Annotated in this window: 27 protein-coding genes; all 27 read left to right on the top strand. The window is 61.9% G+C overall.

Translation table 11 applies throughout. The features are described 5' to 3' along the window. The first annotated feature begins 225 nt into the window (after positions 1-225). Positions 226-501: a hypothetical protein gene (locus tag V6V88_RS04015; RefSeq protein ID WP_152383469.1), complete on the top strand. Its 276-nt coding sequence runs from the start codon at positions 226-228 to the stop codon at positions 499-501. After that, positions 485-811 (top strand): hypothetical protein, encoded by a 327-nt coding sequence (locus V6V88_RS04010; protein ID WP_152383468.1) that lies wholly within the window; start codon positions 485-487, stop codon positions 809-811. The genes V6V88_RS04015 and V6V88_RS04010 overlap by 17 nt, the downstream gene beginning before the upstream one ends. A gap of 340 nt (positions 812-1,151) precedes the next feature. Continuing rightward, positions 1,152-1,565, top strand: coding sequence for a toxin co-regulated pilus biosynthesis Q family protein (locus V6V88_RS04005; protein ID WP_253856180.1), 414 nt, complete (start codon positions 1,152-1,154; stop codon positions 1,563-1,565). A gap of 24 nt (positions 1,566-1,589) precedes the next feature. Then, positions 1,590-3,278: a hypothetical protein gene (locus V6V88_RS04000; RefSeq protein WP_338617962.1), complete on the top strand. Its 1,689-nt coding sequence runs from the start codon at positions 1,590-1,592 to the stop codon at positions 3,276-3,278. Position 3,279: 1 nt separating this feature from the next. Further along, positions 3,280-4,641, top strand: a complete 1,362-nt coding sequence (locus tag V6V88_RS03995; protein ID WP_152383465.1) for a hypothetical protein — start codon at positions 3,280-3,282, stop codon at positions 4,639-4,641. Further along, positions 4,625-5,149, top strand: coding sequence for a hypothetical protein (locus V6V88_RS03990; RefSeq protein WP_253856173.1), 525 nt, complete (start codon positions 4,625-4,627; stop codon positions 5,147-5,149). Before V6V88_RS03995 ends, V6V88_RS03990 begins: the two co-directional genes overlap by 17 nt. Continuing rightward, complete coding sequence (locus V6V88_RS03985) at positions 5,146-6,939, top strand: ATPase, T2SS/T4P/T4SS family (protein ID WP_175157419.1); 1,794 nt, start codon at positions 5,146-5,148, stop codon at positions 6,937-6,939. Before V6V88_RS03990 ends, V6V88_RS03985 begins: the two co-directional genes overlap by 4 nt. Beyond that, complete coding sequence (locus V6V88_RS03980; RefSeq protein ID WP_152383462.1) at positions 6,936-8,033, top strand: hypothetical protein; 1,098 nt, start codon at positions 6,936-6,938, stop codon at positions 8,031-8,033. The genes V6V88_RS03985 and V6V88_RS03980 overlap by 4 nt, the downstream gene beginning before the upstream one ends. 56 nt (positions 8,034-8,089) lie before the next feature. After that, on the top strand, positions 8,090-8,716 hold the full coding sequence (locus V6V88_RS03975) for a type 4 pilus major pilin (protein WP_152383461.1): 627 nt from the start codon (positions 8,090-8,092) through the stop codon (positions 8,714-8,716). A gap of 67 nt (positions 8,717-8,783) precedes the next feature. Then, positions 8,784-10,061, top strand: coding sequence for a prepilin-type N-terminal cleavage/methylation domain-containing protein (locus tag V6V88_RS03970; RefSeq protein WP_175157418.1), 1,278 nt, complete (start codon positions 8,784-8,786; stop codon positions 10,059-10,061). A 23-nt stretch (positions 10,062-10,084) separates the two neighbouring features. Beyond that, complete coding sequence (locus tag V6V88_RS03965) at positions 10,085-10,978, top strand: hypothetical protein (RefSeq protein ID WP_152383459.1); 894 nt, start codon at positions 10,085-10,087, stop codon at positions 10,976-10,978. A gap of 16 nt (positions 10,979-10,994) precedes the next feature. After that, on the top strand, positions 10,995-11,606 hold the full coding sequence (locus V6V88_RS03960) for a TrbM/KikA/MpfK family conjugal transfer protein (RefSeq protein WP_227741356.1): 612 nt from the start codon (positions 10,995-10,997) through the stop codon (positions 11,604-11,606). Between the two features lie 3 nt (positions 11,607-11,609). Then, on the top strand, positions 11,610-12,275 hold the full coding sequence (locus tag V6V88_RS03955) for a lytic transglycosylase domain-containing protein (protein ID WP_152383458.1): 666 nt from the start codon (positions 11,610-11,612) through the stop codon (positions 12,273-12,275). 109 nt (positions 12,276-12,384) lie between these two features. Beyond that, positions 12,385-12,711 (top strand): TrbC/VirB2 family protein, encoded by a 327-nt coding sequence (locus tag V6V88_RS03950; protein ID WP_152383457.1) that lies wholly within the window; start codon positions 12,385-12,387, stop codon positions 12,709-12,711. A 2-nt stretch (positions 12,712-12,713) separates the two neighbouring features. After that, complete coding sequence (locus tag V6V88_RS03945; protein WP_082900587.1) at positions 12,714-13,115, top strand: VirB3 family type IV secretion system protein; 402 nt, start codon at positions 12,714-12,716, stop codon at positions 13,113-13,115. Beyond that, positions 13,112-15,571 carry a VirB4 family type IV secretion/conjugal transfer ATPase gene (locus tag V6V88_RS03940; RefSeq protein ID WP_286895896.1) on the top strand — a complete coding sequence of 820 codons (2,460 nt, stop codon included), beginning with the start codon at positions 13,112-13,114 and terminating at the stop codon, positions 15,569-15,571. Before V6V88_RS03945 ends, V6V88_RS03940 begins: the two co-directional genes overlap by 4 nt. A 2-nt stretch (positions 15,572-15,573) precedes the next feature. Continuing rightward, a complete protein-coding gene (gene virB5 / locus V6V88_RS03935) occupies positions 15,574-16,323 on the top strand; it encodes a P-type DNA transfer protein VirB5 (protein WP_152383455.1) in 750 nt (249 codons plus the stop codon). Continuing rightward, entirely contained in the window at positions 16,323-17,213 is an 891-nt protein-coding gene (locus V6V88_RS03930) for a type IV secretion system protein (RefSeq protein WP_152383454.1), read from the top strand. Before virB5 ends, V6V88_RS03930 begins: the two co-directional genes overlap by 1 nt. A gap of 623 nt (positions 17,214-17,836) precedes the next feature. Continuing rightward, complete coding sequence (locus V6V88_RS03925; RefSeq protein ID WP_152383453.1) at positions 17,837-18,532, top strand: type IV secretion system protein; 696 nt, start codon at positions 17,837-17,839, stop codon at positions 18,530-18,532. A 5-nt stretch (positions 18,533-18,537) separates the two neighbouring features. Further along, positions 18,538-19,125, top strand: a complete 588-nt coding sequence (locus V6V88_RS03920; RefSeq protein ID WP_152383452.1) for a hypothetical protein — start codon at positions 18,538-18,540, stop codon at positions 19,123-19,125. Continuing rightward, positions 19,122-19,940 (top strand): TrbG/VirB9 family P-type conjugative transfer protein, encoded by an 819-nt coding sequence (locus V6V88_RS03915; RefSeq protein ID WP_152383451.1) that lies wholly within the window; start codon positions 19,122-19,124, stop codon positions 19,938-19,940. Before V6V88_RS03920 ends, V6V88_RS03915 begins: the two co-directional genes overlap by 4 nt. Further along, positions 19,937-21,100 (top strand): type IV secretion system protein VirB10, encoded by a 1,164-nt coding sequence (gene virB10 / locus V6V88_RS03910; protein ID WP_152383450.1) that lies wholly within the window; start codon positions 19,937-19,939, stop codon positions 21,098-21,100. The genes V6V88_RS03915 and virB10 overlap by 4 nt, the downstream gene beginning before the upstream one ends. 118 nt (positions 21,101-21,218) lie before the next feature. Continuing rightward, positions 21,219-22,238 carry a P-type DNA transfer ATPase VirB11 gene (virB11, locus tag V6V88_RS03905; protein ID WP_152383449.1) on the top strand — a complete coding sequence of 340 codons (1,020 nt, stop codon included), beginning with the start codon at positions 21,219-21,221 and terminating at the stop codon, positions 22,236-22,238. Positions 22,239-22,640: 402 nt separating this feature from the next. Then, a complete protein-coding gene (locus V6V88_RS03900; protein WP_152383448.1) occupies positions 22,641-23,321 on the top strand; it encodes a hypothetical protein in 681 nt (226 codons plus the stop codon). After that, on the top strand, positions 23,305-23,778 hold the full coding sequence (locus tag V6V88_RS03895; protein WP_152383447.1) for a hypothetical protein: 474 nt from the start codon (positions 23,305-23,307) through the stop codon (positions 23,776-23,778). The genes V6V88_RS03900 and V6V88_RS03895 overlap by 17 nt, the downstream gene beginning before the upstream one ends. A gap of 172 nt (positions 23,779-23,950) precedes the next feature. After that, positions 23,951-24,220: a hypothetical protein gene (locus V6V88_RS03890; RefSeq protein WP_152383446.1), complete on the top strand. Its 270-nt coding sequence runs from the start codon at positions 23,951-23,953 to the stop codon at positions 24,218-24,220. 64 nt (positions 24,221-24,284) lie between these two features. Further along, on the top strand, positions 24,285-25,274 hold the full coding sequence (locus tag V6V88_RS03885; RefSeq protein WP_152383445.1) for a helix-turn-helix domain-containing protein: 990 nt from the start codon (positions 24,285-24,287) through the stop codon (positions 25,272-25,274). Positions 25,275-25,768 lie beyond the last annotated feature (494 nt).

Here is a 25,768-nt window from a genome sequence, read left to right as displayed (position 1 = left end):
TGCGGTCTTTTTTAATGATTGCGGTCAAGATTTGGTCAAGGCCCGCTGCCGCGCGAACCTAGCAGGACTTTCACCTCTCTGGCGCGCCGACACATGCGCCAGCAGCCCTAGCCGCTCCTTCGCGGCACATCCCCAGTCACGCTGGATAGTCAGCTAAACCCGCAGCCCGCGTATGTCGCCCACGGCGGCAGGCCGAGGTGCGCACGTCATTCGCAGAGGATCTATATGGTTCAGTCGTCCGCGGCCTACCCATCCGGCGCCGCATTTGAATTTCCATCCACGGCGCGCGACGCACGCCAAGCAGCTCGCACTTGGTTCGAAACGGCTCCGGAGATGACTCCGGCTCAGTACCGCGACCAGCAATTTATCGAGCATTGCAAAGGCAAAGCCGATTCGCCCCTCGAACGCAGAATCCGGCGGGACGCCTTCAAGCAGGCATTTGCTGAGGCCATGGGCCACATCGTGGTGGAGGAGGCGAGGCTTCATGCGCTCCCTGCTTGAGCGCCCGATCACATTCCGGCTATCCGATGACGCCCGCCGGCGGTACGCGCAAGCAGCTGCGGATCGCGGCATGACGCTTTCCGCGTACCTGCGGGATCGGCTCGAAGTCGACGACCAGGTCGCCGAACATGTTTCGCAGCTGCGCCTCACGCTGCTGGATAACGCCCCGAGCGGACAGTCCGACGGTTCGCTGCTCCCCATCCTCCTCGAACTGTTGCTGCTCACCAGGCGACAGAGCTCCCCGGCCGAGCTGCGCGCCGTTCACCATGAACTTGAACGGCAGGGCGTGACGCCCCAGACCTTCAAGTAACTCTTTAGGATCCCCAATGCAAGCACCCCTCTTGGCGGCCGTCGTCTCGGCGGCCTGCCTTCTTTCGGCCTGCGGATTTGTCCCGCCCGCCCCTCCGACACCTCCGGACTCCGGACGCATCCTCATCAACCATGCTGATCCGCGCACCGTTCTACCGGGTAAATCGCCGACCGCCCTGGCTTCGGCAGACATTCCCCCCATCCCCGTGCCGGAAGCGCCGCCCAAGCTCGAAAGCACTGCACCAGCTGCCAGCGCGCCTAAGCCAGCCGCGACTGAGGCAACGCCTGGTGCCAGCGCCTCTGCGTCGGCGCCGCCGCCGGTAGCAACAAATGAAGCCTCCGTGCCTACCAACGACGTGAACGAAAGTCCGCAACAAGTCACTCCGACCGCTGGCGCCGTCGTAACGGTCGAAGTTACTCCTACCGAGCCCGTTGCCGAACCGCAAGTCGTGGAGCCGCCTAAACAGATTTGGCGGGTCAGCCCGCAAGACGGGACCGTCCGCCAAGCGCTTGTGCGCTGGGCAGCTGATGCCCACTGGACCTTCGGACCTGATCAGTGGGAACTGAACGTCGACATTCCGATACAGGCTCCCGCCGAGTTCGAGGCGGACTCGTTCCGAGAAGCCACTCAGGCGCTATCGCAGGCGGTCGCCATGGGTGAATCGCCGATCCGCCCCTGCTTCTATGCCAACCGCGTGCTCCGCATGTTGCCCTTCACCCGCAGCTGCAACCGATCCCCCGCCACGCAATCCTAGCCGTGGCGTTGAACAGGAAATCCAATGATTGCTTACCGCACCGTACCGACGGCGGTCATGCTGGCAACGCTTGCTGGCTGCTCGGCCCTGCAGGCCACCGATCGAGTCGAATCCCGCGCCGCCCTCCGTCAAGCCGACGGCACGATCGCGCTGGACCATTTCAAGCTCAAAGCCGGAGACATCGACCGGGCAAAGGGTCAAGTCGTGCAGCTCCCCTGGATCGCCGGCCGACCGCAGCCCTTGGCTCGCGAAGTCACCCTGCCCCCGGCGCTCCGGGCGAACGTCAATACGACGCTGCTCTTTGAGAACAACTCCGCCGATCTCAAGACGCTGGCCGACCGGATCCAGATCGCCACCGGCATCCTGACGCAGGTCACTGCCGACGCCCTGCTCCCCGCCGAATACTTCTTGCCTCGCCTGGCGGGCGATCTCGGCGCGGTGAACCCGCTTAGCCTGAGCGCCAGCACGGCTGACACGCTCGTCCCGGCTCTAATCCCCGGCGCGGCAGTGGATCGTGTTGCGGGTCCCGCGCTGCCGACGGGCGTAGCGCGCACAAAGATGGCCCCCCTGCCAGCTGGCCAGGCCCCGCTCGCCTCCGTGCTGGACGCCATCGCCCTGCGCCTGGGCGTGTACTGGCGCTACGACGACAAGATCGGTGCGCTGCGCTTTTACCGGACAGAGACCAAGAGCTATGTGGTCCGCACGCCCACTCAGGCGGCCGAGGAAAACCTGCAGCGCGATATCAAGTCGACCAATTCGATGCTTGCAGACAGAACCACCGCGGGTGCGAAAGACGAAGCCCGCGAGCTGGCCGCAGTTGTCAGCAAGGTCACCCAGTTCCTCAGCCGCGCCGGCGTGATCAAAGCGGCGGACGGCGCGTCGAACACGATCGTGGTGACGGACACCAAGGAAGCTCAGGACCGAATCAGCGAATTCCTGGACGCCGAGAATCGGCAGATGACTCGTCGCGTGCGCCTGGTCTTCGAAGAAATCACGGTGCAGAGCGATCGGATCAACCAGGGGAGTGTGGACTGGAGCATCCTGTTCAACAGCCTCGGGCGCCAGAACACCGCGTCAGCAATTGGTGTCGCTCCAATGCTGGACGCGGCCAAGGCCGCTGGCAGCGTAGGAGCCACAGTGGGCAGCGGCCCGTTCGCAGGAACCAACCTTGCACTGTCAGCGCTATCGCAATTGGGTTCGATCATCGACCACAAGAGCATCCCGCTCCTGATGCAAAACCGCCGCCCAGGCAAGTACGACACCCGCCGCTCCTTCGACTACATCAAGGACCTGCAGCAAACGCAAAGCACGTCGGACACCTCAGCCCCCACCGTCACGGTCACGCAAGACAACAAGACGGTCGGCACTTTCCTTACGGTTGTGCCGGACGCGCAGGACGACGGCCAAGTGCTCTTGACCATTGCCTACGACGACACCCGGCTCATCGAGATGAAAAAGGAGCCGGTCGGTGCGCGTGGTGATCAGTCATTTGTCCAGCAGACTGACATCGGTGGCCAGGGACGAGTGCAGCAGGTGATGGTGCGCCCCGGCGAGCAGGTCGTGATCGGCGGCTACCAACAATCGGCCGACACCTCTACCAGGCGGCGCCTGGATGACAAGGCTCCGATGCTCGCCGGCGGCTCCGACGCTTCGCAAGAGAAGCAGATGCTCACGGTCGTGCTGGTCACGGCCATTCCCGAAGAAGGATTCTGACGTGGCACGACGAGAGAAAGCCCCGCGGCGGCTGAGCTATCGGCTCGTCGCCATCCCCGGCACATCGAATCAGCTTGTCTTCGGCGTCCGATGGCAGACGGTCCTCGGAGAGGATCCGCAGAAAGAAGCGCTGCGGCTGGCACGCAAGGTGAAGGCCACGCACTTTGTCCACAGCGATGCCCGCAGCCCTTCCGTCGGACTCCTCATCGCCAAAGGGAAGGAGCGTCGCGCAAAGACGCGCGCCAGCCTATTCTCGGCGGCCTCCGCGTTTGCACAGATGCACCGTCACGGCACCCACATCGTGGCGCTCAACCTGCCCGACAAATCCGTATGGATTGCCGTCGTCGTTGCTGGTGTGGTCCAGGCAGGCGGAGACGCGGTCTTCGCAGATCTGCAGGCGGCACAGCGTGCGCTCGATGAGGCGCTGGCCCGCTACGGCGAGGCGCAGGTGCACGGGGACCACCGCACGCAGTCGCGGCCTTTCTCCTTGCAACAGCTTGCCGCGCACACCAACCAGCAGTCGACCCTGCGCCGAGCGGGCTTCAGTCTCGCGATGGTCTCGCCCTTCTGGTGGACCATCCTGGGGCTATTTCTGGTGTACGAGGCCTGGGACATCGGCATGAGCTACTGGGAGGAGCGGCAAGCACGAATTGCACAGGAGATGCTGGCCGCGCAGCCCGAAGTTGACCCAGCAACGCTGTGGAAAAAGGCAATCGCTGCGTGGGCAAAGACCGCGCGAACACTTGGCGAGCCGGGGCTCACTCCGCTGCTGCAACAAGTGGAGTCCGTGCCGACCGCGCCCGGTCGGTGGAAGCTCGTCGAGGTTGACTGCCAACCCAAGGTTCGCAGCTGCGTAGCGAAGTACGAGCGCACGCGACTTGCGGATAATCGCACCCTGCACGCGGCCTTACCTCCCACCTGGAAGATTGAGCATGTCGATCTGGAGAGCGCGAACGCCTCCTGGACCGTCCCTGCGGGGCTGGCGGCTCAGCCGTTGCTGCTGGCGGAACTCCCCGACGCAAACGCGATGCGGCAGGTTTGGGAGCCATCCTGGCAGGCACTGCGCCCAGCGCTGCAGGACATTTCTCTGTCTGCGCCAGGACAAGTGCCGATCTCGGTACCGAACATCAAGCTTGCCAACGGGTTGGAACAACCCGTGATCCGGCCCAAGGAGATCAAGCTTCCGGCAACGCGCGCGCTCGTCATCAACGCGCCGCTGCGCTCCCTGTACGGCTTGGCGCTTCCGCGCGCCACCGAAGTCACGCAGTTGCACGTGCGCTTTTCGCCAGATACCACACCAGGGCTCACGACGAGCGCCTTCGACACAACGCTCAAAGGAACCATCTATGTTGAATCGCCCTGAACGCAGACAGCGACAACGATTCGTCGCAATAGTCGTCTGCGCAGCAGCTGCAATTGCCGTGCCGCTATCGGTGGCGGCGCAGATTCCCGTCTTTGGCGTCGATGCCGTCAATCTAAGCCAGCCAGTTCCTCGGATGGTGCAAGAACTGTTGGAGCTCGATGCCCAACGCGCACTCGATGAGGAAAAGCGCAAGGCGCAGCCCGGAATAGGCGAAAGCGCGCACCTTGCCGCTTCTGGCCCGCCTGCCGCGCAGGCCGCCAAACCCGATCCAAACGCAACGCCAGTTGTTGCCCCGCCTCGGCTTCTCGCCATCACAGGTGTCGGCAAGCAGCTGACGGTGATGGTCGACCAGGCGGGCCGTCGGGCGCATTTTCGCAGCGGCCACGCCGAGCCGGTTGCCGGCGTCGACCTCGGACTGCGCCTGCAGGCCGTTTCGCAACCCTGCGCCAGCTTCGTTGACCAGTCTCAGGACGCAGTCACCTATTGCCTTAATCGGGGAACACCATGATTTCAAGCTTCCTTCAGTGGGTGCGGCGGCTCAAGCGAACGTTGCATGTCAGCCTGCGCGAACAAGAGGAAATGCCGGTGCTGGATATGCATGCATCGATGCCTGCAGTGCCCACCGGTGACGACTACCCGCACCTCGATTCGTTCGAAGACATTACGCAAATGCAGCCGGCGTTCAGGACGCTCAAGGTCGATTGGTGCGGCTCGACATCGGCGGTCACCGCATGCGTCGCCGAGCTCGAGGGACCGCGCTATGTCGTGTTCGTCAAACCGCGCGAAGTCGACACGGACATCTTTCGCGCCGTCAAACAGCGCGCCATCGACGCCGCCAAAGGCCCGGTCCACATATATACGATCAACCCGGTCATTCTGCTGACCCTTGTCAGAGAGCGGATGCAGGCCGAAGACGTGATGCAGCGAAGCTCCCGGATCCGTGGCCAAAAGGAGAAGTCGGCGGTTCGCCAGGGGTTCTACGACATTGTGTCCTGGGCGGTTCGCAACGATGCGAGCGATCTGCATCTGAACATCGACACTACGGCCGCGAAATCGCGCATCAGCGCCACCATCGACGGCCAGTACACCACGCCTGAACATCTGGCGATGCCCACGCAGCAGCTCCTCGACATGGCCAGCGTTGCATGGCTGGATGTCAGCGGCGGGAACGGCCTATTCCTTGACATGGCCAACGAGCAACAGGGCCGGCTGTACGAGGTGGTGGACGAGCGCAGCTACATGCTTCGCTGGGGTTCATTCATTGCGGACAAGGGGCCGTCCATCACACTGCGCCTGCTGGACGTGGACTCCAAGGTGCAAACGGTGGACATGTCAGCCCTTGGATACCTCCCCTCGCAGATCGCCCAGTTCGAGCGGGCGATGCGCAGCATGGGCGGCGCCATCGTCATGGGCGGTATCCCCGGCTCCGGGAAAACGGTGAGCATCGCCCAACTCATCGTGCGCTTGCCGAAGACCCGCAAGCGGATGTCGATCGAGGATCCGGTGGAACTCATCATGGAGGCAGTGCTCCAAGCCAGCGTTTCGCGCTCATTGGATGGCTCCGACCGCGACACGATGAAATCGAAGCTCATGGCGCTCAAGCGGGCAGCCGCCAGTGACGTCTTTCTCGGTGAGATTCGCGATGTGCTCACGGGCGCGGCATTTCAGGACATCGTGCTCTCGGGCAGCAACCTTTATTGCACGACGCACGTGGGAGGTGCGCTTGCCATTCCGCAGCGGTTTGCCTCCAGCGAAATCGGAATACCGCGCAGCACGCTGGGAACCCCTGGCGTGTTGAAGCTGCTGGTTCACCAGGCCCTGATGCCAAAGTTGTGCAGCTGCGCCCTTCCCGCCGTGGCACTCCTTGACGGCGCCCAGGATCGGATGGGAATCAATCGAGATCGCGATACATGGCAACGGTACTTGGCGGACATCGAAGCCCTATACGACTTCGGCAGCGATCCGCTCAAGATCCGCAACCCGGACGGGTGCGAACACTGCCGCAAGAAGGGGATCCCTGAACTCTTCGGGTACGCAAGTCGTACTGCAGTAGCAGAACTTTTCGAGCCCTCTAGTGATCCCGATGCACTTCGAGCCATCGCAAACGGGGACGAGATCCGCCTGAGAGCGATCTTCGCCAGCCAGCGCACCGCCCGTTACGACGACCCTGATATGGAAGGAAAGTCGACCATGGAATGCGCCGTCTACAAGATGAGCCAGGGAATGATCGACCCCCGGGACATTGAGCCTCACTTCACGGCGTACGCAACACTTCTGCGCCAAAGGAAAAAGGGATGAAGATTCCCTTCTACTTCACGCGGGTGGGCCAGGCCGCCAGCAAGTTCGCGCGTGCCCGTGCGGACTGGTACGAATACTTGGCGGACATGACGGAGGACACTCAGGGGCGCCGGACGTTCCTCAGCATTCTTGAGGCAGACGCCCAGCGCTATGGCAAAAGCGCCCGTGGCGTCCTGTCGGCTTACTGGGCGCACCGAATTGTGGAGACGGGCGAGCTTGGCAGGACGCTTCACCGGACGCTCCCACCGCGAGAGGTAGCGGAATTCGTTTCGCTGCAAACCCAAGGGCAAGCAGTCTTCGCAGGAGGGCTGCGCGACATGGCCGCCGTCGTGCGCGTGACGGCCAAGCTTAGGTCAATCCTCGTCGGAACGTTGGCGGTGGCTGCCCTAATGCTGCTGCTGGTCTGGGCCATGGTGATGATCGCGGTCCCCTACCTCACCGCGCCCATGCTGCAGGACGCCATGCCCGACATACGGTTTGAGCTGCTTAGTCCGTCGACCCAGGCGTTCTTCGACATGGCGCAGTGGATTCGGGACAAAGGTATTCGGCTGTGGTTGGTATCGAGTGCCCTCGGCGTTGGTGTCTATCTCTCGTTTCCCTATATGGACAACGCGCTACGCCGGTGGCTCGACAAGTGGGGACCGTATCGGCTTTACCGGGACGTTCAAGCGATTGCGGTCGTGAGCACGGCGGCAACCGCCGTCAAGCCTCGCGCCGGCAAGGTCATGCAGATCCGTCAAGCGATAGAGCTGCAGTTACCCGGGGCATCCCGCTGGCTTAGCCGTCGGCTTCAGGCCATTCAGAACCGACTCGACGACGCAAAAAAGGGCGCGGAGATTTTTGACGTTGGCCTGCTGGATCGAGAGATCTACTGGTATCTCGAAGACCTCACGAACACGCTTGGCCTGGACGCGGGCTTGCAGATGACCCGCGCACGCATGGAGACCACCATTCTCAAGCGCGTTGAAGACCGCGCAAAGGTGCTGCGATGGGCGGCGCTCATTTGCGCCGTCCTCTTCATGGCAGGCCTCTTCTTTTGGCATCAAAGCGTGATCATGGACATGCGCAACGCCTTGATGATCGACGCAATGTAGCAACTCGCCGCCACGAAAGCTCGTGGTGAAAACTCATTCGAACAATCGGAATTCAGATGCAACAGCACAACATCGCAACCCAGCGTGCAATCCAACGCGCCAAATCTGCGGACCTTCGCCGTCAGGGCGGTTGGACGCTGGCCGAGGTGGGCGTGGTCATCACTATCGTCATCATCCTCGCTATCGTGGGATTCCCCTCGGTAAAGGGCTTCTTTGTTCAAGGTCGTGTCCCTGCGGCGGCTGGTGAACTGCAGCGGTTCATGTCCACTGCACGAATCATGAGCGAAGGTGACTCGGCCACGCCTTACTCGGCGATCGACAACGCGCAGAACCTGGCGCCGTCGCTGAGGGACTCAACCGTTTTCAAGGTGACCGGGAACACGGTTGCACACCGCCTCGGCGGTACCGGCGTGGGCTCGAACGGGACGATCACTATCGCCCCGGCCGCGCTGGGTGGCGGCGCGGTAGGAAGCGCGTTCTCCCTGACGCTGACGAACGTCAACCATCGCGCCTGCCCTGTCCTCGCCTCCACCTTGAACGGCATTTCCGAGATGATCAGCGTGAACGGCACGGTCGCAAAAACCTTGGGTGCCAACAGCGAGTCGGGGACGTTCAACGCCGTCACCGCCCAAAACCTCTGCGTCAATGGCGACAACAACACCTTCGTCTTCGCCACGCGCTGATTCCCTGGGACTGCGTGTGGGACGTGCCACCGGCACGCCCCGACGGGCTCTCAACGGAGGCGAACCAATGCAATTATTTCAATCACCGCTGCCCTCCCGCGCGCGCACACAGGCAGGCTTTACTCTCGTCGAGGTCACGGTCGCCCTACTGCTCGTCATGTTGCTGGCTGTATTCGCGGCGAAGGAAGTCAGACGCAAAGCAGACGAAGGCGCCGCTGAAGCGACCGGCCGTTACCTGATGCAAATCCGGGGCGCGGTGGTCGATCTGCAGTTAAAGCACGAGGCCTGGCTGCGCGGCGAAGACCTCACCGGACTGCCCGCAGGCTCGTATCCCACGCCTCCAGCTCTAGCCTGGGCCAGCGTGGGAGGTGCGCAAGTGGCGCGGGGCGGGCTCTCCGATCTCACGGCGCTAGGGCTGCTGCCGGCGACCATCCCGCGATACCCGAGCTTGGGAGACGTAGCGCGGTTCATTCTGGTCCGACAGGGTGCCTGCCCAGGCGCTGATTGCCGTACCAGCGCCTTCGTCTACGCCTGCCATCCCATCAACGCAGCGCGCAGCCTCCGACAGAATGCCGGATGCACACCGCCTGCCGCCAACCGTAGCGTTTTCGACCAAGCCCTCCTGAGCAAGGTGGTTCTGGCCGCTGACGGCTACGGTGGCCACGACGCGCGCGGGTCCGCAAATGTACGGGGGCCGCTGATGGACATTCCGCGTGCCTGGTTTGACTTCGGCACAGAGCCAGGGCATGCAGTCATCGCTGCAAGCCTGGACGCCACACCCTTCGGCCAGTTCGTGCGGCATGGTGAAACCCGCCCCGTCACTCTGCATAACACCTTGACAGTGGGAGAGACGATCCAGAGCAACAAAGGCTTGCTGCTCAAAACGTCGGTCGCCCCAGGCGCCGCATGCACGATCGAAGGTCTTTACGCTTCAACGGCCAATAAGATGCTCGCGGTTTGCACGGGCGGGGTGTGGTTTACGCCCTTCGGTCACGTGGTTACTGGGGTGTACAGCAACCTGCCGACCGATGCAGCAGTTCCGGCGCTCACCTGCCCAGCAGGTCAGACGCCGTGGAGGTATGCGTCGATCCAATCCCTAGACGTCACTGTCACGGGGACTGACGTTAACGTTGGCGGTTCGGTCGGAGGGACCATTCAAGGATCAGGTTCGGTCAATGCCGCAGGCTCCGTAACCGTGAACGGCACGTTCGCGGGAAGCTTCCAAAACTCTGGCTCCAGCTATGTTCGGGTGGGCCAGACCGTGGCAATGAGTGGCGACCGCGTAGTTATCTCTCCGGCAGGCGCAAACGCACGCGCCGCCGTCATCCAGGGCTGCAGGAACTAGGCAGTCCCCCACGTGCGTCCACTATGGACGCACTCATCACCTTTGAGGCAAGCATGAATTTCCACACTCTCAAGTGCTGGGGCCGGCGTGCGCTCGCCCTGACTGCGTTGCTGGTGTCCACCCACGCCGCGGCTGCGGCGGACCCGAATGGCAAGCAGGCCGACGTCCAGCTCAAGACGGACCTTACGCTCATGAACGTCCAGGTCACCCAAGGCGCGCCGCTTCCTCCTGGCGGCTGCTTCTCAGGCTATGCCTGGCACACAACTTACGGTGGTTGCCGCCTGGCTCAGTCCCAGTCCGAATCTGCCACTTGCCCCGCGGGCTATACCGGCAGCCGAACTCGGTACCGAACGGCTTACATCTTGCAGGCCAATCACGCCGACGTCGCCTACGAGGGCTGGGGGCCCTGGCAAGACGCATGTGTGGCGGCGCGCCTTCCTGGGGTAGTCGACGCCCTAATAGCGGGGGTCAACGGCGGCCAAAGTGGATGGTCGGACAATCACTCAACCATCGTTACGCCGAACCTTCAGCGCGCCATGTTGGTGTACTACGGCACCCGCTACGGGGTCACGATTCATCGACCCTCGGCCACTTTGAACTGCTTGTTCGCGTCGGGCACCACCGCCGGTAGCGGCAACTCTAACGATCCCATCTGGTACGGCAAGCTGGCGGAACCCGGCGAGTCGGTCGAAGTTAGGGGTGAAAGCGGCTTTTTCGGATACTGCAAACTGTCCAACAGCAATCGTACCGCCGAGCTGTACGGAAGCTGCGACGGCCACACGGGCGGCGATGGAAGCCACTGCATTCCAGCCACTCGTGTAGTCAACATCACGTCCGTGAGCGGTTGCATCGTGACTACCGAGACGCGTGAAGGCCGCAACATCGTCGACGTCGGTAGCTACGACATCTGCCACTAATCTGAGGACCCCAACCATGCAGATCCTGCGGCGCCTGATGGCGCTTATCATTGCTTCGATTCTCCCGGCACTGTCATCTCCGGCGTGGGCGCAAAGCCCCGGTCAATTCGATTATCTGACCGGCGACAAGAAATTGGCCTGCGAAGCGCTCATTTGCCTTTCCAGCGGAGTACGGCCGGGGCAGTGCGACCCGGCCCTCTCGCACTTCTACGGCATCAAGAAGAAAAAGCTGTCCGACACGCTGGATGCTCGCCATGACTTTTTGAAGCTGTGCCCGTCCTCCAACCAAACCAAGGAAATGGCATCACTCGCAGATGCGCTCGCCCATGGCGCAGGGCGATGCGACGCAGGCTCCCTAAACGCGGGCCTCGGCGCCTGGCGAGGGACCAGCGACGACGGATACCCCATCATCAGCAACAAACGACCGGGCTACTGCAACGCCTATGTCTCGCACGAGTACACGTCATTTGATGACGATCTGCCTCGCTACGTTGGAACGCCCGAAGAGCGCGGCTACTGGGTTGAGGCGAAGGACTATGACCGCGAACTCGCCAAGTACGAAAAGGAACTCGCCGAGCGCAAGCAGCACGAGGAGTGGTTACACGGCTCTGGAAGCGGGGGGAATTAGACGATGGACTTTCCCACGCTCGCCCGGCAGTGCGCGCCTGACGTGCATATCAGTACGCTGAGCGCGGTAGTGCGGCACGAGTCTGCGTTCAATCCGCTTGCCATTGGCGTCAACGCCAAGCCGCATCGAAGCATCCGCCCCAAGTCCAAGGAGGAAGCTGTAGAAGCGGTGCGTGAGCTAATGGCCAAGGGGGTCGACTTCGATGTCGGCTACGGCCAGATCAACGTGCGCAACTGGAAGTGGCTGGGTGTCACGCCGGAGTCCATCTTTGACCCTTGCGTGAACCTGGCTTCTGCGCAGCGCGTACTCGTGAATTGCTACCAGCGCGCAGCCAAGCTGCATGGGCCTGGACAGAATGCGCTGTATGCGGCATTCAGTTGCTACAACACTGGCAACCTCACATCAGGTTTCACCAATGGCTATGTCGGCAAGGTTATCGCAGGCGCGGGCCTGGCCGTACCGGCAATCGTGAAGGACGCCGGCGCCATCGCCCACGCCGAACGCAAGGCAGGTAGTTCACCGCCACCCAAGCCATCCAAGCCAGACGCATTCCAAGCGCCCCGCAGAGATGCGTTCGGCACCCGGCGCAACGATGCCTTCACGCCGCAGACCGACGCGGTATTCGGGCGTCCAGTACCGACCTTGCCCACACGTCCGCCTACGCAGTAGCCACGTACCCCTCAACGTGTTTAGCCGCTAAACACCGGAATTTTCCCATCAGCCTCAACAAACGCCTCCCCGCCGACCGGCCGGAAGGCCACACCCATTGGAGTTTCACATGTTTGTCGCTTCCTCTTCCTCCCACATCAAAACGCCGTCCAAGAGCTGGCGCATGCTCACCGCACTGGCATATGCCACCCTGGCAGCGCTCCTCATGCTGCAACCTGAGCTGGCCATGGCTCAGCTCGAGAAGGCCACCAGTGCCACGCAAGCTCTGAAAGACTGGCTTTGGCTGATCATCCCGGTCATCGGCCTCATCTCTGCGGGCATCATCGGCATCCTTTACTCCTTCGACGTGATTCGCAAGGAGACCGCCTATCAGTGGGCGGTGGGTATGGTATTTGCCGGCGCGATCGCTGGCGGCATCATCAAGCTGCTCTTCTAAACATGGCCACCTCGCCTAAGCAGAAGGCAAAAGCCCCCGCCGCAGCCGCCCCAGTTGCGGTGGGGTCCGAAGTGCCGCCCAACCGCTTCCCTCTTTTCAAGGGAGCCACCCGCGTCGCCACCGTCCCGGGTGGAGTTCCGACGCGGGCGTTTGCGGCCCTGGTCTTCCTGACCGTCACGGCGGCGTCCTTCACCCTGTGGGGCTGGCTGCTCTTCCCTGCGCTCTATCCGATCATGGCCATTGTCAGCCGCAACGATGACCGGGCCTTCTGGATCTGGGAGCTTTGGTTGAAGACCAAGATCTTCGCCAAAAACAAGGGCTTTTGGGGAGCAGTTTCGCTCACACCCACGCCCTACAGTCCGCGGCGCCCATGGGCACGCGGGCGCGGAGTTCACGACCGATGAAACAACAATCCACCGTGACGCTGCCGGCGCATGAGCCACCGGTTAGCGAATACGTTCCCTATTCCCACCACGTCACCCCGACCATCGTCGCAACCCGCGACTGGGAGTACCTTTCAGTGTGGCGTATCGACGGCCGTACATTCCAGGGCTACAGCGAAGAGGAACACTATCGCTGGGTCGAGGAGCTGAACAACGTCTTCCGTGGCTTTCCGACTGGATTCGGGATCTGGTCGCACCTGGTCCGGCGCAAGGTCTTCGAGTACCCCGAGAGTGACTATCCGGACCAGTTCTCGCGAGATCATGACGCCGCGTACCGCAAGGTCTTTGCAGGCAAGCCGCCGATGATCAACGAGATGTACTTGACCGTGCTGATGCGGGCGCAGATTGATCCCGCGCTGCGATTGCTCTCGAACTTTGAGAAGCGCACCGCGCGCGCGGCGCTCGCCTGGCAGAACCAGGCCATCGAGCAGCTCGATGACGTCAACCGCAAGCTTCGCGGCTCGCTCAAGCGCTATTCGCCGGATCTCTTGTCCATCGTCGAACGCGAGTCGCCGCAAGACATAGGCGATGAGGAGGCTCCGCGCAGGATGTCGCGGTTCTCGGAGCCCGCGGAGTTCCTGGGCTATTTGCTCAACGGCAAGATGCAGCCCGTGCCGCTGGTCAATGCCCGGCTCTACAACTACCTGCCGACCAGCCGGCAGTTCTTCTCCACGCACGGTGAGCTGGGCGAGATGCGCGGGCCCGACTGGACACGCCGCTATGTGATGTTGGAATTGCGTGAATACCCCAACAACACCAGAGCTGGCCATCTGAACTGCCTGCTCAATCAGCCTCATGAGTTCGTCCTGTCGCAGTCATTCGGGGCAATGTCCAAGGCAGACGGTCTGAAAGCCCTATCGCGCCAGATCAAATGGCTGCAAGACTCGGGCGACTACTCGTCGTCACAGATCGCGGATCTGCACAAGGCGCGTGACGAGTTGGCCGCCGGCCGCTTCGTCATGGGGGATCATCACGCAACGATCCAAGTGTTCGGAGAGGACAACGAAAGCGCCCTTCGCGCGGCTGCAAACATCAGCGGCGCGCTGGCCGATGAGGAGATCATTGGAAAGCTGTGTGATCGCGCTTCCCTGGCGGCATGGGCCGCGCAGCTCCCAGGCAACTGGAAGTGGCGCCCTCGCCCGGCGCCCATCACCTCGCTCAACTTCCTGAGCTTCGCGTCCATGCACAACTACCTCTTCGGAAAGCCCGCGGGCAATCCTTGGGGTCCGGCCGTCACGATGCTCAAGACGACTGGGGGAACGCCCTATTACCTGAACTTTCACGCCTCGCTGGAGGACGTGGACGATACAGGCAAGCGTCGCCTTGGCAACACGTCCATCATCGGGCAGTCAGGCGCTGGCAAGACCGTTCTGTTAGGGCATCTGATCACCCAGGCACGCAAGTTCAATTACACGGGCGTCGTCTTCGACAAGGATCGCGGCATGCAAGTCACGGTCATGGCGATGGGCGGTAAGTATTTCCCGCTGCGCCTGGGCGTCAGAACCGGTTGGAACTACCTGCAGCTGCCGCCCACCGCCTCCAACGTCGCATTCATGGCGAGCATGACGCGGCAACTGGGCGCCAGGGGCGACGAGCCGCCCAGCAGTTCCGAGCAAAAGCAGATCGCCGAGGCAATCGACCACCTGGTCAGCCATATCGACTTGGGGGACCGGTGCCTTTCTACCCTGCTGCAGTTCTTGCCTTCGGCGCCGGCGCCAGATGGCCAGCTCAGCTTGAAGGACCGCCTCAAGCGCTGGTGTGCCGGAAGCGAGAACGGCTGGCTGTTCGACAACCCGAAGGACGAGCTTGACCTCGCAGTCACAGATCTCTTTGGCTTTGACCTGACGGAGTTTCTCGAACAAGGGCCGATCCGGGACGCGGCGATCACATATTTGCTTTATCGGACTGACCAGATGATGGACGGCCGACGTATCGCCCTGTTCTTTGACGAGGTGCAGCACCCGCTGAAAGTGCCGTACTTCCAAGCATCGATGCAGGACGCCAGCCGCACCGTTCGCAAGAAGAACGGCGTCCTGGTGTTCGCAACCCAGGAACCGGCGGCGATCTTGGAGAACCCGGTGGGGCGCTCGCTCATTCAGCAGTCGGCAACTGCCATGTTCCTCGAGAACCCCAAAGCAACCGCCGAGGAATATGTCGAGGGTTTCAAGTTGTCCCCGGCCGTCTTCAAGATGGTCAAGGAACTGCCGCCATTCAGCCGGCAGTTCGTCGTCAAGCAAAACGAGTCTGCCGTCACCGCCGAGCTGGACCTTTCTTCTTGCCCTGAAGCACTGCTGGTGTTCTCCGGTTCTGAAGACCTGGCCGAAATCGCCGAAGCGGCCGTCGCCACCCATGGCGACGATCCCGCGATCTGGCTGCCCCACTACCTCAAACGCGCCCAAGAGGCGACAAGGAGCTAAAAATGACCCAGAAGCACAACGGCAATACCCGCCTGCGCAGCCCCTGGCGCGCACGGGTCACCGCATGCCTGGCCGCCGTCCTTTTCTGCAACGCGCTGGCCCCTGTCCACGCGAGCGGAATCCCCGTGATTGACGGCGCCAGCCTCGCCGACCGCGCAATCAAGCATGTGGAGACGTTGGCCAAGTACGCCGAGCAGATCCAGGTTCTCAAGAGTCAGCTCGAAAGTCAGAAACGCCAACTCGAATCGCTCACGGGCACGCGCAACCTCGGCGACATCCTGAACAACCCGGCGATCCGCAATGCCCTGCCGGCGGACGCACGAGAGATCCTGCGGGCGTCCAGCGGCGGGCTGGGCGGTATCTCAGACGTCGTGGAGCGCATTGAGCGCGAGGAACGTCTGACCGGGAACTACGAGCAAGACAAGAAGAACCTCGATGCGCGCGCCGATAAACTCGCTATCCGCAGTCAGGCGATGATGGAGCAGACCCAGAAAGCCATGACCGCTCGCGTCAAACAGGTGGACCAGCTCCAGGCGCAGATCAACCAAACCCAGGATCCGAAGGCTATTGCCGACCTTCAGGCTCGTCTGTTGGTTGAGCAGGCCAACATCCAGGCCGACCAAACTCGGGCGGATATGCTGACCCGACAGATCGAGGCGGAGCAGGCACTGATGGAACAGCAGGCCGAGAAGCTCGCCGATAGTTCCTTTAGCCTCAGCGCAATTCGGGCGCCGCTTCCGGGAGCGCGGTAATGGCCACCACCGGGGTTAGCCTTGTCAGTCTCGGTGGCATCGCGAACTGGATCGATCAGTCAGTAACCACGATGCTGACAAATGTCGTCACGCCAATGGTCGCATCCGTCACGGCGAAAATCTTGCCGTTTGTCTCGGTCGGCCTTTCGATCTCACTGATCTGGTACGGGTGGCTAATCTGCTCCGGGGCAATTCAAACCCCGGTACTCCACGCTTTGCGACGTGTCGTCAACATTGTGCTCATTGTGGGCATAGCCGGTGCCAATGGCTTTTATCAGCAAAGGATCGTCACCGTGATGCTGGACTTACCCACGTCGGTCGCACAGCTCTTTACCGGCACCGTCAAGACTCCTTCAGAGATGATGGACGATGCCGCAAACAATGGCGCGGAGATCGGCACGAGGCTGCAGGAGCGCGCACCCAGCGGCATCAGAAAGATCGCACAAGCGTTCGTATTTGTCGTCGTGTCGGTCATCATTACGATCATCTCTGCCGTAATGAGCGCGATCGGCATGCTAGTACTTATCACCGTAAAAGTCGGGATGGGCTTAGTCGTCGTGTTGGGGCCACTCTGCATACTGGCTCTGCTGTTCGATGTGACCCGGGATTTCTTTACTACCTGGCTGCGTCAAGCCTTGTTCTATGCAATCTATGCTGGCCTATTTATGGTCGTATTCATGTTCATCATGGGCATGTTCGGCATGCTGCAGCAAGGGCTGTTAGACCTCACAGCAGCGGATCAGATAAACATCTTTTCCATGCTCACAGCCATCGTCTTTTTCATGATGTGTTCCAAATACATGCTTGAACAGGTCTCCACCGTGGCGGCAAAGATTACGGGCGGAGAAGGGGGGGGTATTTCGGTTCCTTTCCTGGGTAGGATCGGCTAACATTGATCCAAACCTACTGCAAGTCATCATCTCGATTTCAAGACAATTTGTGGGAGAACTGATGGCCCCGATTACGCCCCTGGGCAAACCTCTTTCGAGGGCTCCGCTTGTGAGCCAGGATGTGCCCCTATCTCCGTCCCTTCAGACGGGAGCCGAACAACCGATCTCGGCCTTCCAGTGGGTGAGCTTGGCACGCGCGAGCTGGACGTGGATTCTGCGGCCGATTTGGTATCTCTGCTTCAAATGGCCGACGCAGCTATTTATAGCGGGCACAGCGACTACCCAACGCTCGAGCGATGTTGGACGCGCGCCTTGGCAGAAAAGGCACTCCCAACAGCAACATAATGAAATGACCCGTTCGATGGTTCGGAACATGAGTCAGGATCGCTAGCGCGGTCAAAGCAATATCAACGGCGCCACTGCCGGTTTCTCACAGGGCACAGCAATCGCTGTGCCCTTCTCTTTGAGCTGCGCATTAGCCAGCCTCCTCTGATTTAAATCCCCTCATCTCCTCGGAGAATCGATGAAGCACGCCATATTGGCCGCGCTCGCCGCGGCTCGCCCTTTCACGTCCGTACGAAACGTGCGGCCCTTCCACCTCGTCGGGCAAAGGGAGGAAGGTCATGTCCTCTGAAGATCCCAAGCTCTCACTGCAGCAAGAACTGGATCGCAACCGTGGCCTGGACCGAGACCTTCTTACGGAATTCAGCGTGTCCAGGGCCAAAGCTTGGCGAGTGGCAACAGCCTTCTTTGTGCTGGCGGCACTCGCTGTCGGTGCGCTGACCGCCCTCCTGCTGAGCTACACGCCCCAACCGCCCTACGTTGTGCGTGTCAATGACGCGACCGGCGAGGTCGAGAACGTATCTCAGGTTGGTGATGCACGGGAAGACTACGGCCCCCGGCTCGCCCGTTACTTCGTCACTCAGTACGTGCTTTCCTGCGAAGGCTACGACTGGCGAACCCTGCAGAACATGTACGACCGCTGCGGGTTGTTCAGCTCCCCTGACGTGCAGAAGCAGTACCACTCGAAGTTCGAGGATGACTCGAGAACGGGCCGGGAAGCCCTGGACAAAAAGTATGGCGAGCACACGCGCCTGGCGATCAGCGTCCGCTCGATCACCCCCGGCCCCAACCAGACCGCCACGGTTCGCTTTACCCGAAGCGAGATCGGCCCCAATCGGGCGCCGAATTCTGAGCAGTTCATCGCCACCCTCGCTTATCGGTTCGTCAATACGCCCATGTCGGAAAGCGTGATCCGTGACAACCCGTTGGGCTTTCAAGTCATTTCCTACTCGACCGCTGTCGAAACGCTGAGGTAATCGTCATGCAAAAAGCACAAATCAACGAACTCGCCCGCCGCCTCGAAGATGTGGGCCGCATGGACAACGCACAGCGCACTGCCCTGCTGCGCGACATTGAGCGCTATGCAAAGAGCGACCTTTACGGCGCCGCCCGCTTGTGCAAGGACCATCTCCAAAAGGATGCGAACCTGCGCCTGCCTACCGCTGTGATGGCCGCTGACCGCATCGGCAAGCACTTCGAAGAGCGGATCCGCGAAGCGCGCCGTCCGGTGGAACTGTACGGGGAACAGGACCGACAAATCCGCCAACCGGAAGACGGTCGCGAGTACAAAGGTCCGATCGTTGGGACGACTCCCAACTGCCTGATTCAGCGTGACAACGAGACAGGCGACCTCATCGTCCACGCACGCAACACGCTGAATCGTTCCTTCGAGATGACCGGCAACGAAGAAGCCCTCGCGATCAGCTATCCGTTCAAGGCCGTCGGAGGCGTCGGCCTGGTGCGCGACGCTGACCATGGTAAGCAGGCCGAGCTGGGCGTCGAGCATCAGCACTCGCACCACCAGGTCCGCCAACGCGAGAGCAACCTCGAGATGGGGCACGCCCGATGAACATCCGCTTCAGGCCTTTGGCCTTGGCGGTGCTGACGGCCGCGCTATGCGCGGTCGCAGCGCCGGCCTGGTCGCTTGACCGCCCTGCAGCTTCGCCCAAGGATCAACGCATCCGCTGGACGGACTATGACGCCGCAGACGTCATTCAGGTCGACACGACGCTGGGTGTCGCAACGCAGATCCAGCTGAACGACGATGAGGACTATGTGACTCATGCTTTCGGTGATTCGGCCGCGTATGACTTTCAGCAGATCGGCAAGCACCTCCTGCTCAAACCTATCGTCGAGCAGGCCGACACGAACCTCCTTTACATCACGACCAAGCGCAACTACTCGTTCCTCCTGAAGTATGAAAAGGCCCGAAAGAGCGGTGGTGTCTTTCGCGTGGTGCTGCGCTACCCCGAGCTTGAGCAGGCAAAGTCGGCCGCCCAGGAAGAGCGTGAGCGCGTTCAGCGCGACCTGGCCACGGCGGACGTCGCCATCAACTGGCAGGCTTACTCGATGAGCGGCGACATCAGCTTGGCACCCAGTGCCGCCTGGGATGACGGTGCGCAGACCTGGCTTCGTTTCGCGCCTGGCCAGGATCTGCCAGCCATTTACTTCGTCGACGCCGACGGCCAGGAGGTCATTGTGAACCGCCATATGGAAGACGAACAAACCGTGGTACTCCATCGCGTCGCCAAACGGTGGCACTTGCGAATTGGCAACCAGGTTCTGGCCGTTCACAACGATGGCCCGCCTGTCGCACGCAGCTTGGCCACCGGGACTGTGTCCCCGCAAGTCGAACGCGTCCTTCGTGAGGAGCCAGCGCCATGAAGTTCTTCAAAAGGCGAAAAAGACCCGGTCAAACCATTGACGCCGTGGCGGAGATCGAGGAGCACCAGGCACAGATACAGGGCCGCGGCCGGCCCGATTTGTCCGGCACGGCCAAGCCGATGCAACAGGGCGCAAAAGCGTTCATGTTTCTGATGATCCTGATTGCTCTGATGGCTATCGGCGTAACGGGATGGCGCGCATTTAACTCGCCCGCTGCAGAGGAGGCCGCGCCCGCCGTGCAGGCGAGAATCGAGAACGTGCTTCCCGGCCTGAAGCTCAGACCCGAACCTCCTCCGCCGCCACCTCCGATGCCTGATTCGCCTCTGGCTACGCCTATAGTGCCTGCTCCAATGCAGGCGGAGCAGAAGGGCGCAGTGCCTGACCTTGCACAGGCCGTGACGGTAGACGCAGTCACCCAGCGGCGCTTGGCCAGCGGCCTTCGTGGCACCAAGGGACAAGAAGGCCAGTCTTCCGGGCAGTCCAGCTCTTCCCCTCCGCCAGCACGCGAAGTCGACAGCGGGCCGATGGCCAGCAAACTCACCCCTATGAAGCTCTCGGCATCGCGAGCAGGTTTGATCGGCAACCGAGACATGTTGATCACGCAGGGCTCGATGATCGACTGCGTCCAGGAAACCAAGCTCGTCACTGCGCAGGCAGGCATGCTGAGCTGCTACGCGCCTCACGATATCCGCTCGACCAGCGGTCGCGTGGTCCTGATCGACAAAGGATCCCGGTTCATCGGCTATCAGCAAGGCGTGCTGGCCCAGGGCCAGCCGCGCGTGGGCGTCGTATGGTCGCGGCTGGAAACGCCCAAGGGTGTTGTCATCCACCTGGATTCGCCTGGCACCGGCCCCTTGGGTGAGGCAGGCCTGGACGGCTTCATCGACACGCACTTCGCTGAGCGGTTCGGCGGTGCCATCCTGGTCAGCTTGATCAGCGATCTGGGCACGTGGGCTACCTCACGTGGCAGCAGCGACAACGGGCAAGTGCAATTCAACACGACGGGCGACGCGGCTACCAACGCGGTTACCACGGTGCTGGATAACACCATCAACATTCCGCCGACGCTATACCGCAACCAGGGAGGCCGGTTGGGGATCTATGTCGCTCGCGACCTGGACTTCAGTTCTGTTTACACGCTCCGGTCCGTCCCGCGGTAGCAGCGCAGTCGCCGGCACTGCCAATGCTGCGAAGCTGACCGAAGCTTCCAACGCATCCTCCGTTAGGCCTGCCTGACCTTCGGGTCTCGGCGGGCCAGACGCATTAATTGGATTCCCTATGAAAGACTCCTCCGGTGCACCGCCCGTCGACTCGGGCGGGCGCGACACAGCGTTGCGCCAGATGATGCGTCCCATCTCTGGCTACATGGCCGACGACGCTGTCCGCGAGATCACCATCACCCGGCCTGGCGTTATCTTTACGCGCTCTCAAGGGCGATGGCATGAGCGCCACGATCCGAAGCTGACCTTCAGCTTTCTGGAAGCGTTGGTGAGCGCCATGGCCAGCTACAACAACGTCAACTTCACGCCAATCATGTCGCTGCTGCTGCCGGACGGGGAGCGCGCTCAGGTTGCCCAGCCGCCTGCGGTGATCGACGGCGCACTCTCGATCAACATTCGCAAGCACAGCAGTGTCGTGAAGACGCTGGACGAGCTGGCCGCAGAAGGGGCCTTCGCCAACTGGGTCAATGTGAGTGGTCTGACGGGACACCTCGACAACCTGACCGACAACGACAAGGAATTGCTCGACCTTCTGACAGCGAGGGATATGTTGCAGTTTCTGCGACGCGCAGTCCTTCAATGCCGCAACATCATTGTCGCGGGCAAGACCGGCTCAGGAAAGACGACGTTCGCGCGCAGCCTCATCGACTGCGTGCCCTCCCTCGAACGCCTCTTGACCATCGAAGACGTGCACGAGCTCTTCCTGCCTAACCATCCCAATCGCGTGCACATGATCTACGGCAAAGGTGCGGGCCGAATGTCGGCGACAGAGTGCATCGAGGCCGCCATGCGCAGCTCGCCCGATCGGATATTCCTGTCCGAGCTGCGCGGCCCGGAAGCGTGGGACTACCTGAACGCTCTGAATACTGGCCACCCTGGATCTGTCACGACCACGCACGCCAACAGTGCGCCCGATTCGTTTGAACGCGTCGCGCTCCTCGTCAAGCAGTCCACGGCCGGCAATCAGATGGATCTCGACACCATTCGGCGCTACCTGTTTTCCACGCTGGATATCTCGCTGTACTTCGCCGACTACAAGCTGACGCAGGTGTATTTCAACCCTGGGCGGGTGCTATGAACAAACGCATAGACGTCGAAATCCCGTTCAGAGCGCCGGTGGGGCAGCCGGGTGTTCTACGGCTCCAGCACGAGTGCGGCAAAGGCCAAACCGCACTTCTAGCCATGGATGGCTGTGGCATGCCTGGCGCGCCGACTGCGTCCGCCTCACTTACCACTGCCGACATGCACCAGCTTGTGGATGGCTTGATGGACGCGATCTACGCAATCGAGCGGCAAGAGCGGCTGTGAGTTTAAAACTTGCGTTCGGCTCATGCGTGTAAGTAGCTCTCGCTGGCGCGAGTAGCCCGTTTGCAGGTCACGTGGCGCCCTGGACGCAGCCACAGGTGCTTTGCACCGTCGCTTCCTGGTTCAACCCTCTTCTTCACCTGGCGAGCGCTTCGCTCGCAGCCGAGTAAAATCCATGATTAAAGAACTCGATCTTTCACTTCCGTTCCGGTTCACCGTTATTGCGTTTTGTCTGCTGCTTGTTTTCGTCATTGGTATGGCGAGCGGCATGCAGATGCCTGTTTTCGGGATATCTGCCGGGGTAGTCGCCGCCATGATGTACGTCACGGCGGTGAGTTACGACCGCCGTCTGAAGGCACGCGTCACCCAGCCGCGGCCCATCGTCTGGAAGGTCACTGTGAACGGGATATCGGTCGGGACAATGGCCGACAGGCATTACGCCGCTATTCAGCGCAGCGTTCTCCGTAATAGCGGTGTCGCCGTCGAGCAACTTATGTCCTCTTCGAAGTGGTCGGCCGCCCTCGCTGCGAAGATGTTGCTCATCTGGCCCCTAGTTCTCTTCTGGCTACTGGCACTTCTTGCAATGGCCTTTCCCAATGAAGCGGTACCTATGCTGCAGGAGCTATCGGCGGAGTGGCACGCACGCGCATGGGGCAGCGCAACGCTGACGAATATTGTCGGCATCACCGGCGCGATTTCCATTTTCTTGGCATACCTTTCCATGCCGCCGCGTGTGCGCTCTCGCTACAAGCAGGCCACCGACGCCTTGCTACGCCTGCACTTCAACACGGCCGCCGACGGTGACGTGCAAGTTCATCGGCTTCCGGCCTATACAAACCATGCAAGCCGTACTTGAGCATATGCGCAGCGCCTTTCGCCGGAGGATGCAAGCACGCCTCTTCAAAGGATCGTTGCGGCCACACACCGAAGCGCTAGCGCTCGATGTCATCGATCCGCGCGTCCGTGCACTGGTTGCGGCGTTCAACGTCGACGGCGTCGTCTCATCAGTAAGCAGCTGCGAAGGACATCGGCTGTGGCGCCTGCCGACGCGTCGGACGCCCTTCGTTATGTTCCGTACGGATGTCGCTCGGTCCGCGCGCCTCGCGGGTAGGATCCTGCTTGATTATGGGCAGGCGTGCGAGCTGCAGCACTATTGGGCCATCGACGCAATGTTCGATGCCAACGGCGAGCTCGTCTTCCATCTTCACTGCCCGGACTCCCGATTCCAACGCCAAAAGGTGGACGCCGACTTTATGCTCCTCGCGCATTGGGCTCGAGACGTCTTTCAAGGCCACCCCGCCCAGCAAGCCTGAAGTCCCGGCCGAGCTCGAGGCGCCATCCGAGCGAGCGCGCCAGCGAAGGCGGCCAGCGCGCACTCTGTCCTCTCTGTTTCGTAATCCCAGCGCGCCCGGCCAAGTCCGGGCTTGCGCTGCCGTCGGCGGACCATTCACACCGCCCCGACGCCAATTTCACCCGGAGACTTCCATGACCCGAGCGAACCGCAAACGCGGCGCGCAGGAAGCACGCACCCGCATGGCCTACAAGATCATGCAAAGCGTCTTCGACCGCTGCCGCGCCGAAGGCCTCAGCGCCGAACAAACCCACCAGGCCATCAAGGACGCGTACCCCTGGGGCGAGCGCCGTGCCTGGCCCTACAAAGCGTGGCTGATGGCCCGCCGCGAGTTCTACGAAGCACACGGCCTGCCCCTGCGTGCACGTCGTTCCATTGCTGAATCTCTGGAGGCTGACTCGTGATCGGCAAGCTGTACCCGCACCATCCATTACCCGGCAAAACCTCGAAGCAACGCAAGGGACGAACATGAGCGTCGAAGCATCCAAATGGGCCAGAATGGCCGACGTCCAGAAATCCTCATCCAAGCTCGTGTTGCTCAACTTGGCGCAGCTCGTCCGGTACGATGCCGAGCATTGGACCGTTTTCGCATCAATCGACTACCTGGCCAAGGTCACGCATCTGAATCGCAAGACGGTCATCGAGGCGCTTGGTCGGCTTCGCGAACTGGGCGCGATACAGGACACCGGGCGGCGTGCGGGCGACAATCGCAGCAGCATCATCTATCGCTTGTGCCCGAATGCGGTCCCGCTGATCGATCTAGCGGCCACCGGTGCTGTCGCCGGCGGCGAGGCTCAGGCGGCGCAGCAAGACTTGGGCCTGCAGGACGAGGGAGACGATGCCCCCGCGGCCGCGCCGCCAGTCGACAACCCGCCACCGTTGGACCAACGGCAGCCGGGCGATCGGGATGGAGCCGGTATTGACGGCATGTCCGAGGGGTTGCCCAGAGAGGGCGTCATGACCTCAGCAGGCGACTCCAGCCCCACCCACGACAGTTCTCGGAATTCCGCTCCCGCGACGTATGCAGCCACCGGCAAGGCGGCGAAGGGCTCCCGGAAAAAAGGCCGAAGGCGCCAGCCCGAAGCGCGCGGTGCCGGCGCCGGTGCCACCAGGCTCCCGGTGACCTGGACACTGCCGGAGCGATGGCGAAGCTGGACGCAGGAACAGCGGCCGCTCTGGACGCACGAGAAGATCGACGCCATGGCCGCCACATTCAGCGCCTACATGAGATCCAGGCCCGGCGAGCTGGGCACGTCGCCCGATTGGTTCGAGTCGTGGCGGCTTTGGGTTTTCCGAGAGCGCGAGCCCGGCGAAGCCGCCGGCGCGGCGTGGCAGAACAGTTGGACCGGCATCGTGGCCACGGGCAAGAAGCTGGGCGTGGAACAGGCCCCGAACGAGCCACCTCCCCATTTCAAGGCGCGCGTGTTCCAGGCCGCTGGGCTCGTGCCGTCCCATTAGAAATTGTCCACAGCCTGGCCCAGTATCGGGACCAGTCCCAATTTTGGGCCTAGCCCGAAAAGTACTTTTTGCCCGTCCCAGTTTCTGCTTTCGCCAGTACCGAAAACGGCTTTTTGCCAGTACCGAAAACGGTACCCAATAGGTATATATAGGTTTTATAGGTTTTAGAGAGAGTCGCGCGCGAGGCGCTGGCTCATCGCGAACGCCGATCCGCCTACCCTCCGATCGCTGCGCTCCCTCCGCCCCGACGCCTGCGGCGCCGGCCTGAACCCATAGCTTCAGTCCCCCTCTCCGCCGGCGCGATGCGCCGCCAGGCGGGGGAAAGGCAGCCCCCCAGGGCGTTGCGGGCCGCTGGCCTCGCCCCGCCCTTAGCGCCACGACCTGTCTGCCGAACGCCTCCAATGCCGCGCCACCGCTGCTGACCTCCATGGCTGCGCTGCCTGCATACCCCAGAAAAAGGTCCGTCCCCTTCCCGGCGGGCATCCCGCCGGGTG

Source organism: Achromobacter sp. E1 (genome assembly GCF_037039475.1).
Lineage (GTDB): Bacteria > Pseudomonadota > Gammaproteobacteria > Burkholderiales > Burkholderiaceae_B > Achromobacter > Achromobacter mucicolens.
The sequence above is the reverse complement of the archived record's forward strand: the minus strand, read 5'-3'. Positions and strand labels throughout refer to the sequence as shown.

Coding starts and splice junctions, on each gene's coding strand:
- V6V88_RS03915 (WP_152383451.1), top strand. CDS start 19,122: ATGAACATCCGCTTCAGGCCTTTGGCCTTGGCGGTGCTGACGGCCGCG.
- V6V88_RS04015 (WP_152383469.1), top strand. CDS start 226: ATGGTTCAGTCGTCCGCGGCCTACCCATCCGGCGCCGCATTTGAATTT.
- V6V88_RS04010 (WP_152383468.1), top strand. CDS start 485: ATGCGCTCCCTGCTTGAGCGCCCGATCACATTCCGGCTATCCGATGAC.
- V6V88_RS03945 (WP_082900587.1), top strand. CDS start 12,714: ATGGCCACCTCGCCTAAGCAGAAGGCAAAAGCCCCCGCCGCAGCCGCC.
- V6V88_RS04000 (WP_338617962.1), top strand. CDS start 1,590: ATGATTGCTTACCGCACCGTACCGACGGCGGTCATGCTGGCAACGCTT.
- V6V88_RS03920 (WP_152383452.1), top strand. CDS start 18,538: ATGCAAAAAGCACAAATCAACGAACTCGCCCGCCGCCTCGAAGATGTG.
- virB5 (WP_152383455.1), top strand. CDS start 15,574: ATGACCCAGAAGCACAACGGCAATACCCGCCTGCGCAGCCCCTGGCGC.
- virB10 (WP_152383450.1), top strand. CDS start 19,937: ATGAAGTTCTTCAAAAGGCGAAAAAGACCCGGTCAAACCATTGACGCC.
- V6V88_RS03990 (WP_253856173.1), top strand. CDS start 4,625: ATGTTGAATCGCCCTGAACGCAGACAGCGACAACGATTCGTCGCAATA.
- V6V88_RS03970 (WP_175157418.1), top strand. CDS start 8,784: ATGCAATTATTTCAATCACCGCTGCCCTCCCGCGCGCGCACACAGGCA.
- V6V88_RS03940 (WP_286895896.1), top strand. CDS start 13,112: ATGAAACAACAATCCACCGTGACGCTGCCGGCGCATGAGCCACCGGTT.
- V6V88_RS03895 (WP_152383447.1), top strand. CDS start 23,305: ATGCAAGCCGTACTTGAGCATATGCGCAGCGCCTTTCGCCGGAGGATG.
- V6V88_RS03890 (WP_152383446.1), top strand. CDS start 23,951: ATGACCCGAGCGAACCGCAAACGCGGCGCGCAGGAAGCACGCACCCGC.
- virB11 (WP_152383449.1), top strand. CDS start 21,219: ATGAAAGACTCCTCCGGTGCACCGCCCGTCGACTCGGGCGGGCGCGAC.
- V6V88_RS03950 (WP_152383457.1), top strand. CDS start 12,385: ATGTTTGTCGCTTCCTCTTCCTCCCACATCAAAACGCCGTCCAAGAGC.
- V6V88_RS03885 (WP_152383445.1), top strand. CDS start 24,285: ATGAGCGTCGAAGCATCCAAATGGGCCAGAATGGCCGACGTCCAGAAA.
- V6V88_RS03965 (WP_152383459.1), top strand. CDS start 10,085: ATGGACGCACTCATCACCTTTGAGGCAAGCATGAATTTCCACACTCTC.
- V6V88_RS03930 (WP_152383454.1), top strand. CDS start 16,323: ATGGCCACCACCGGGGTTAGCCTTGTCAGTCTCGGTGGCATCGCGAAC.
- V6V88_RS03925 (WP_152383453.1), top strand. CDS start 17,837: ATGTCCTCTGAAGATCCCAAGCTCTCACTGCAGCAAGAACTGGATCGC.
- V6V88_RS03975 (WP_152383461.1), top strand. CDS start 8,090: ATGCAACAGCACAACATCGCAACCCAGCGTGCAATCCAACGCGCCAAA.
- V6V88_RS03985 (WP_175157419.1), top strand. CDS start 5,146: ATGATTTCAAGCTTCCTTCAGTGGGTGCGGCGGCTCAAGCGAACGTTG.
- V6V88_RS03980 (WP_152383462.1), top strand. CDS start 6,936: ATGAAGATTCCCTTCTACTTCACGCGGGTGGGCCAGGCCGCCAGCAAG.
- V6V88_RS03960 (WP_227741356.1), top strand. CDS start 10,995: ATGCAGATCCTGCGGCGCCTGATGGCGCTTATCATTGCTTCGATTCTC.
- V6V88_RS03900 (WP_152383448.1), top strand. CDS start 22,641: ATGATTAAAGAACTCGATCTTTCACTTCCGTTCCGGTTCACCGTTATT.
- V6V88_RS03955 (WP_152383458.1), top strand. CDS start 11,610: ATGGACTTTCCCACGCTCGCCCGGCAGTGCGCGCCTGACGTGCATATC.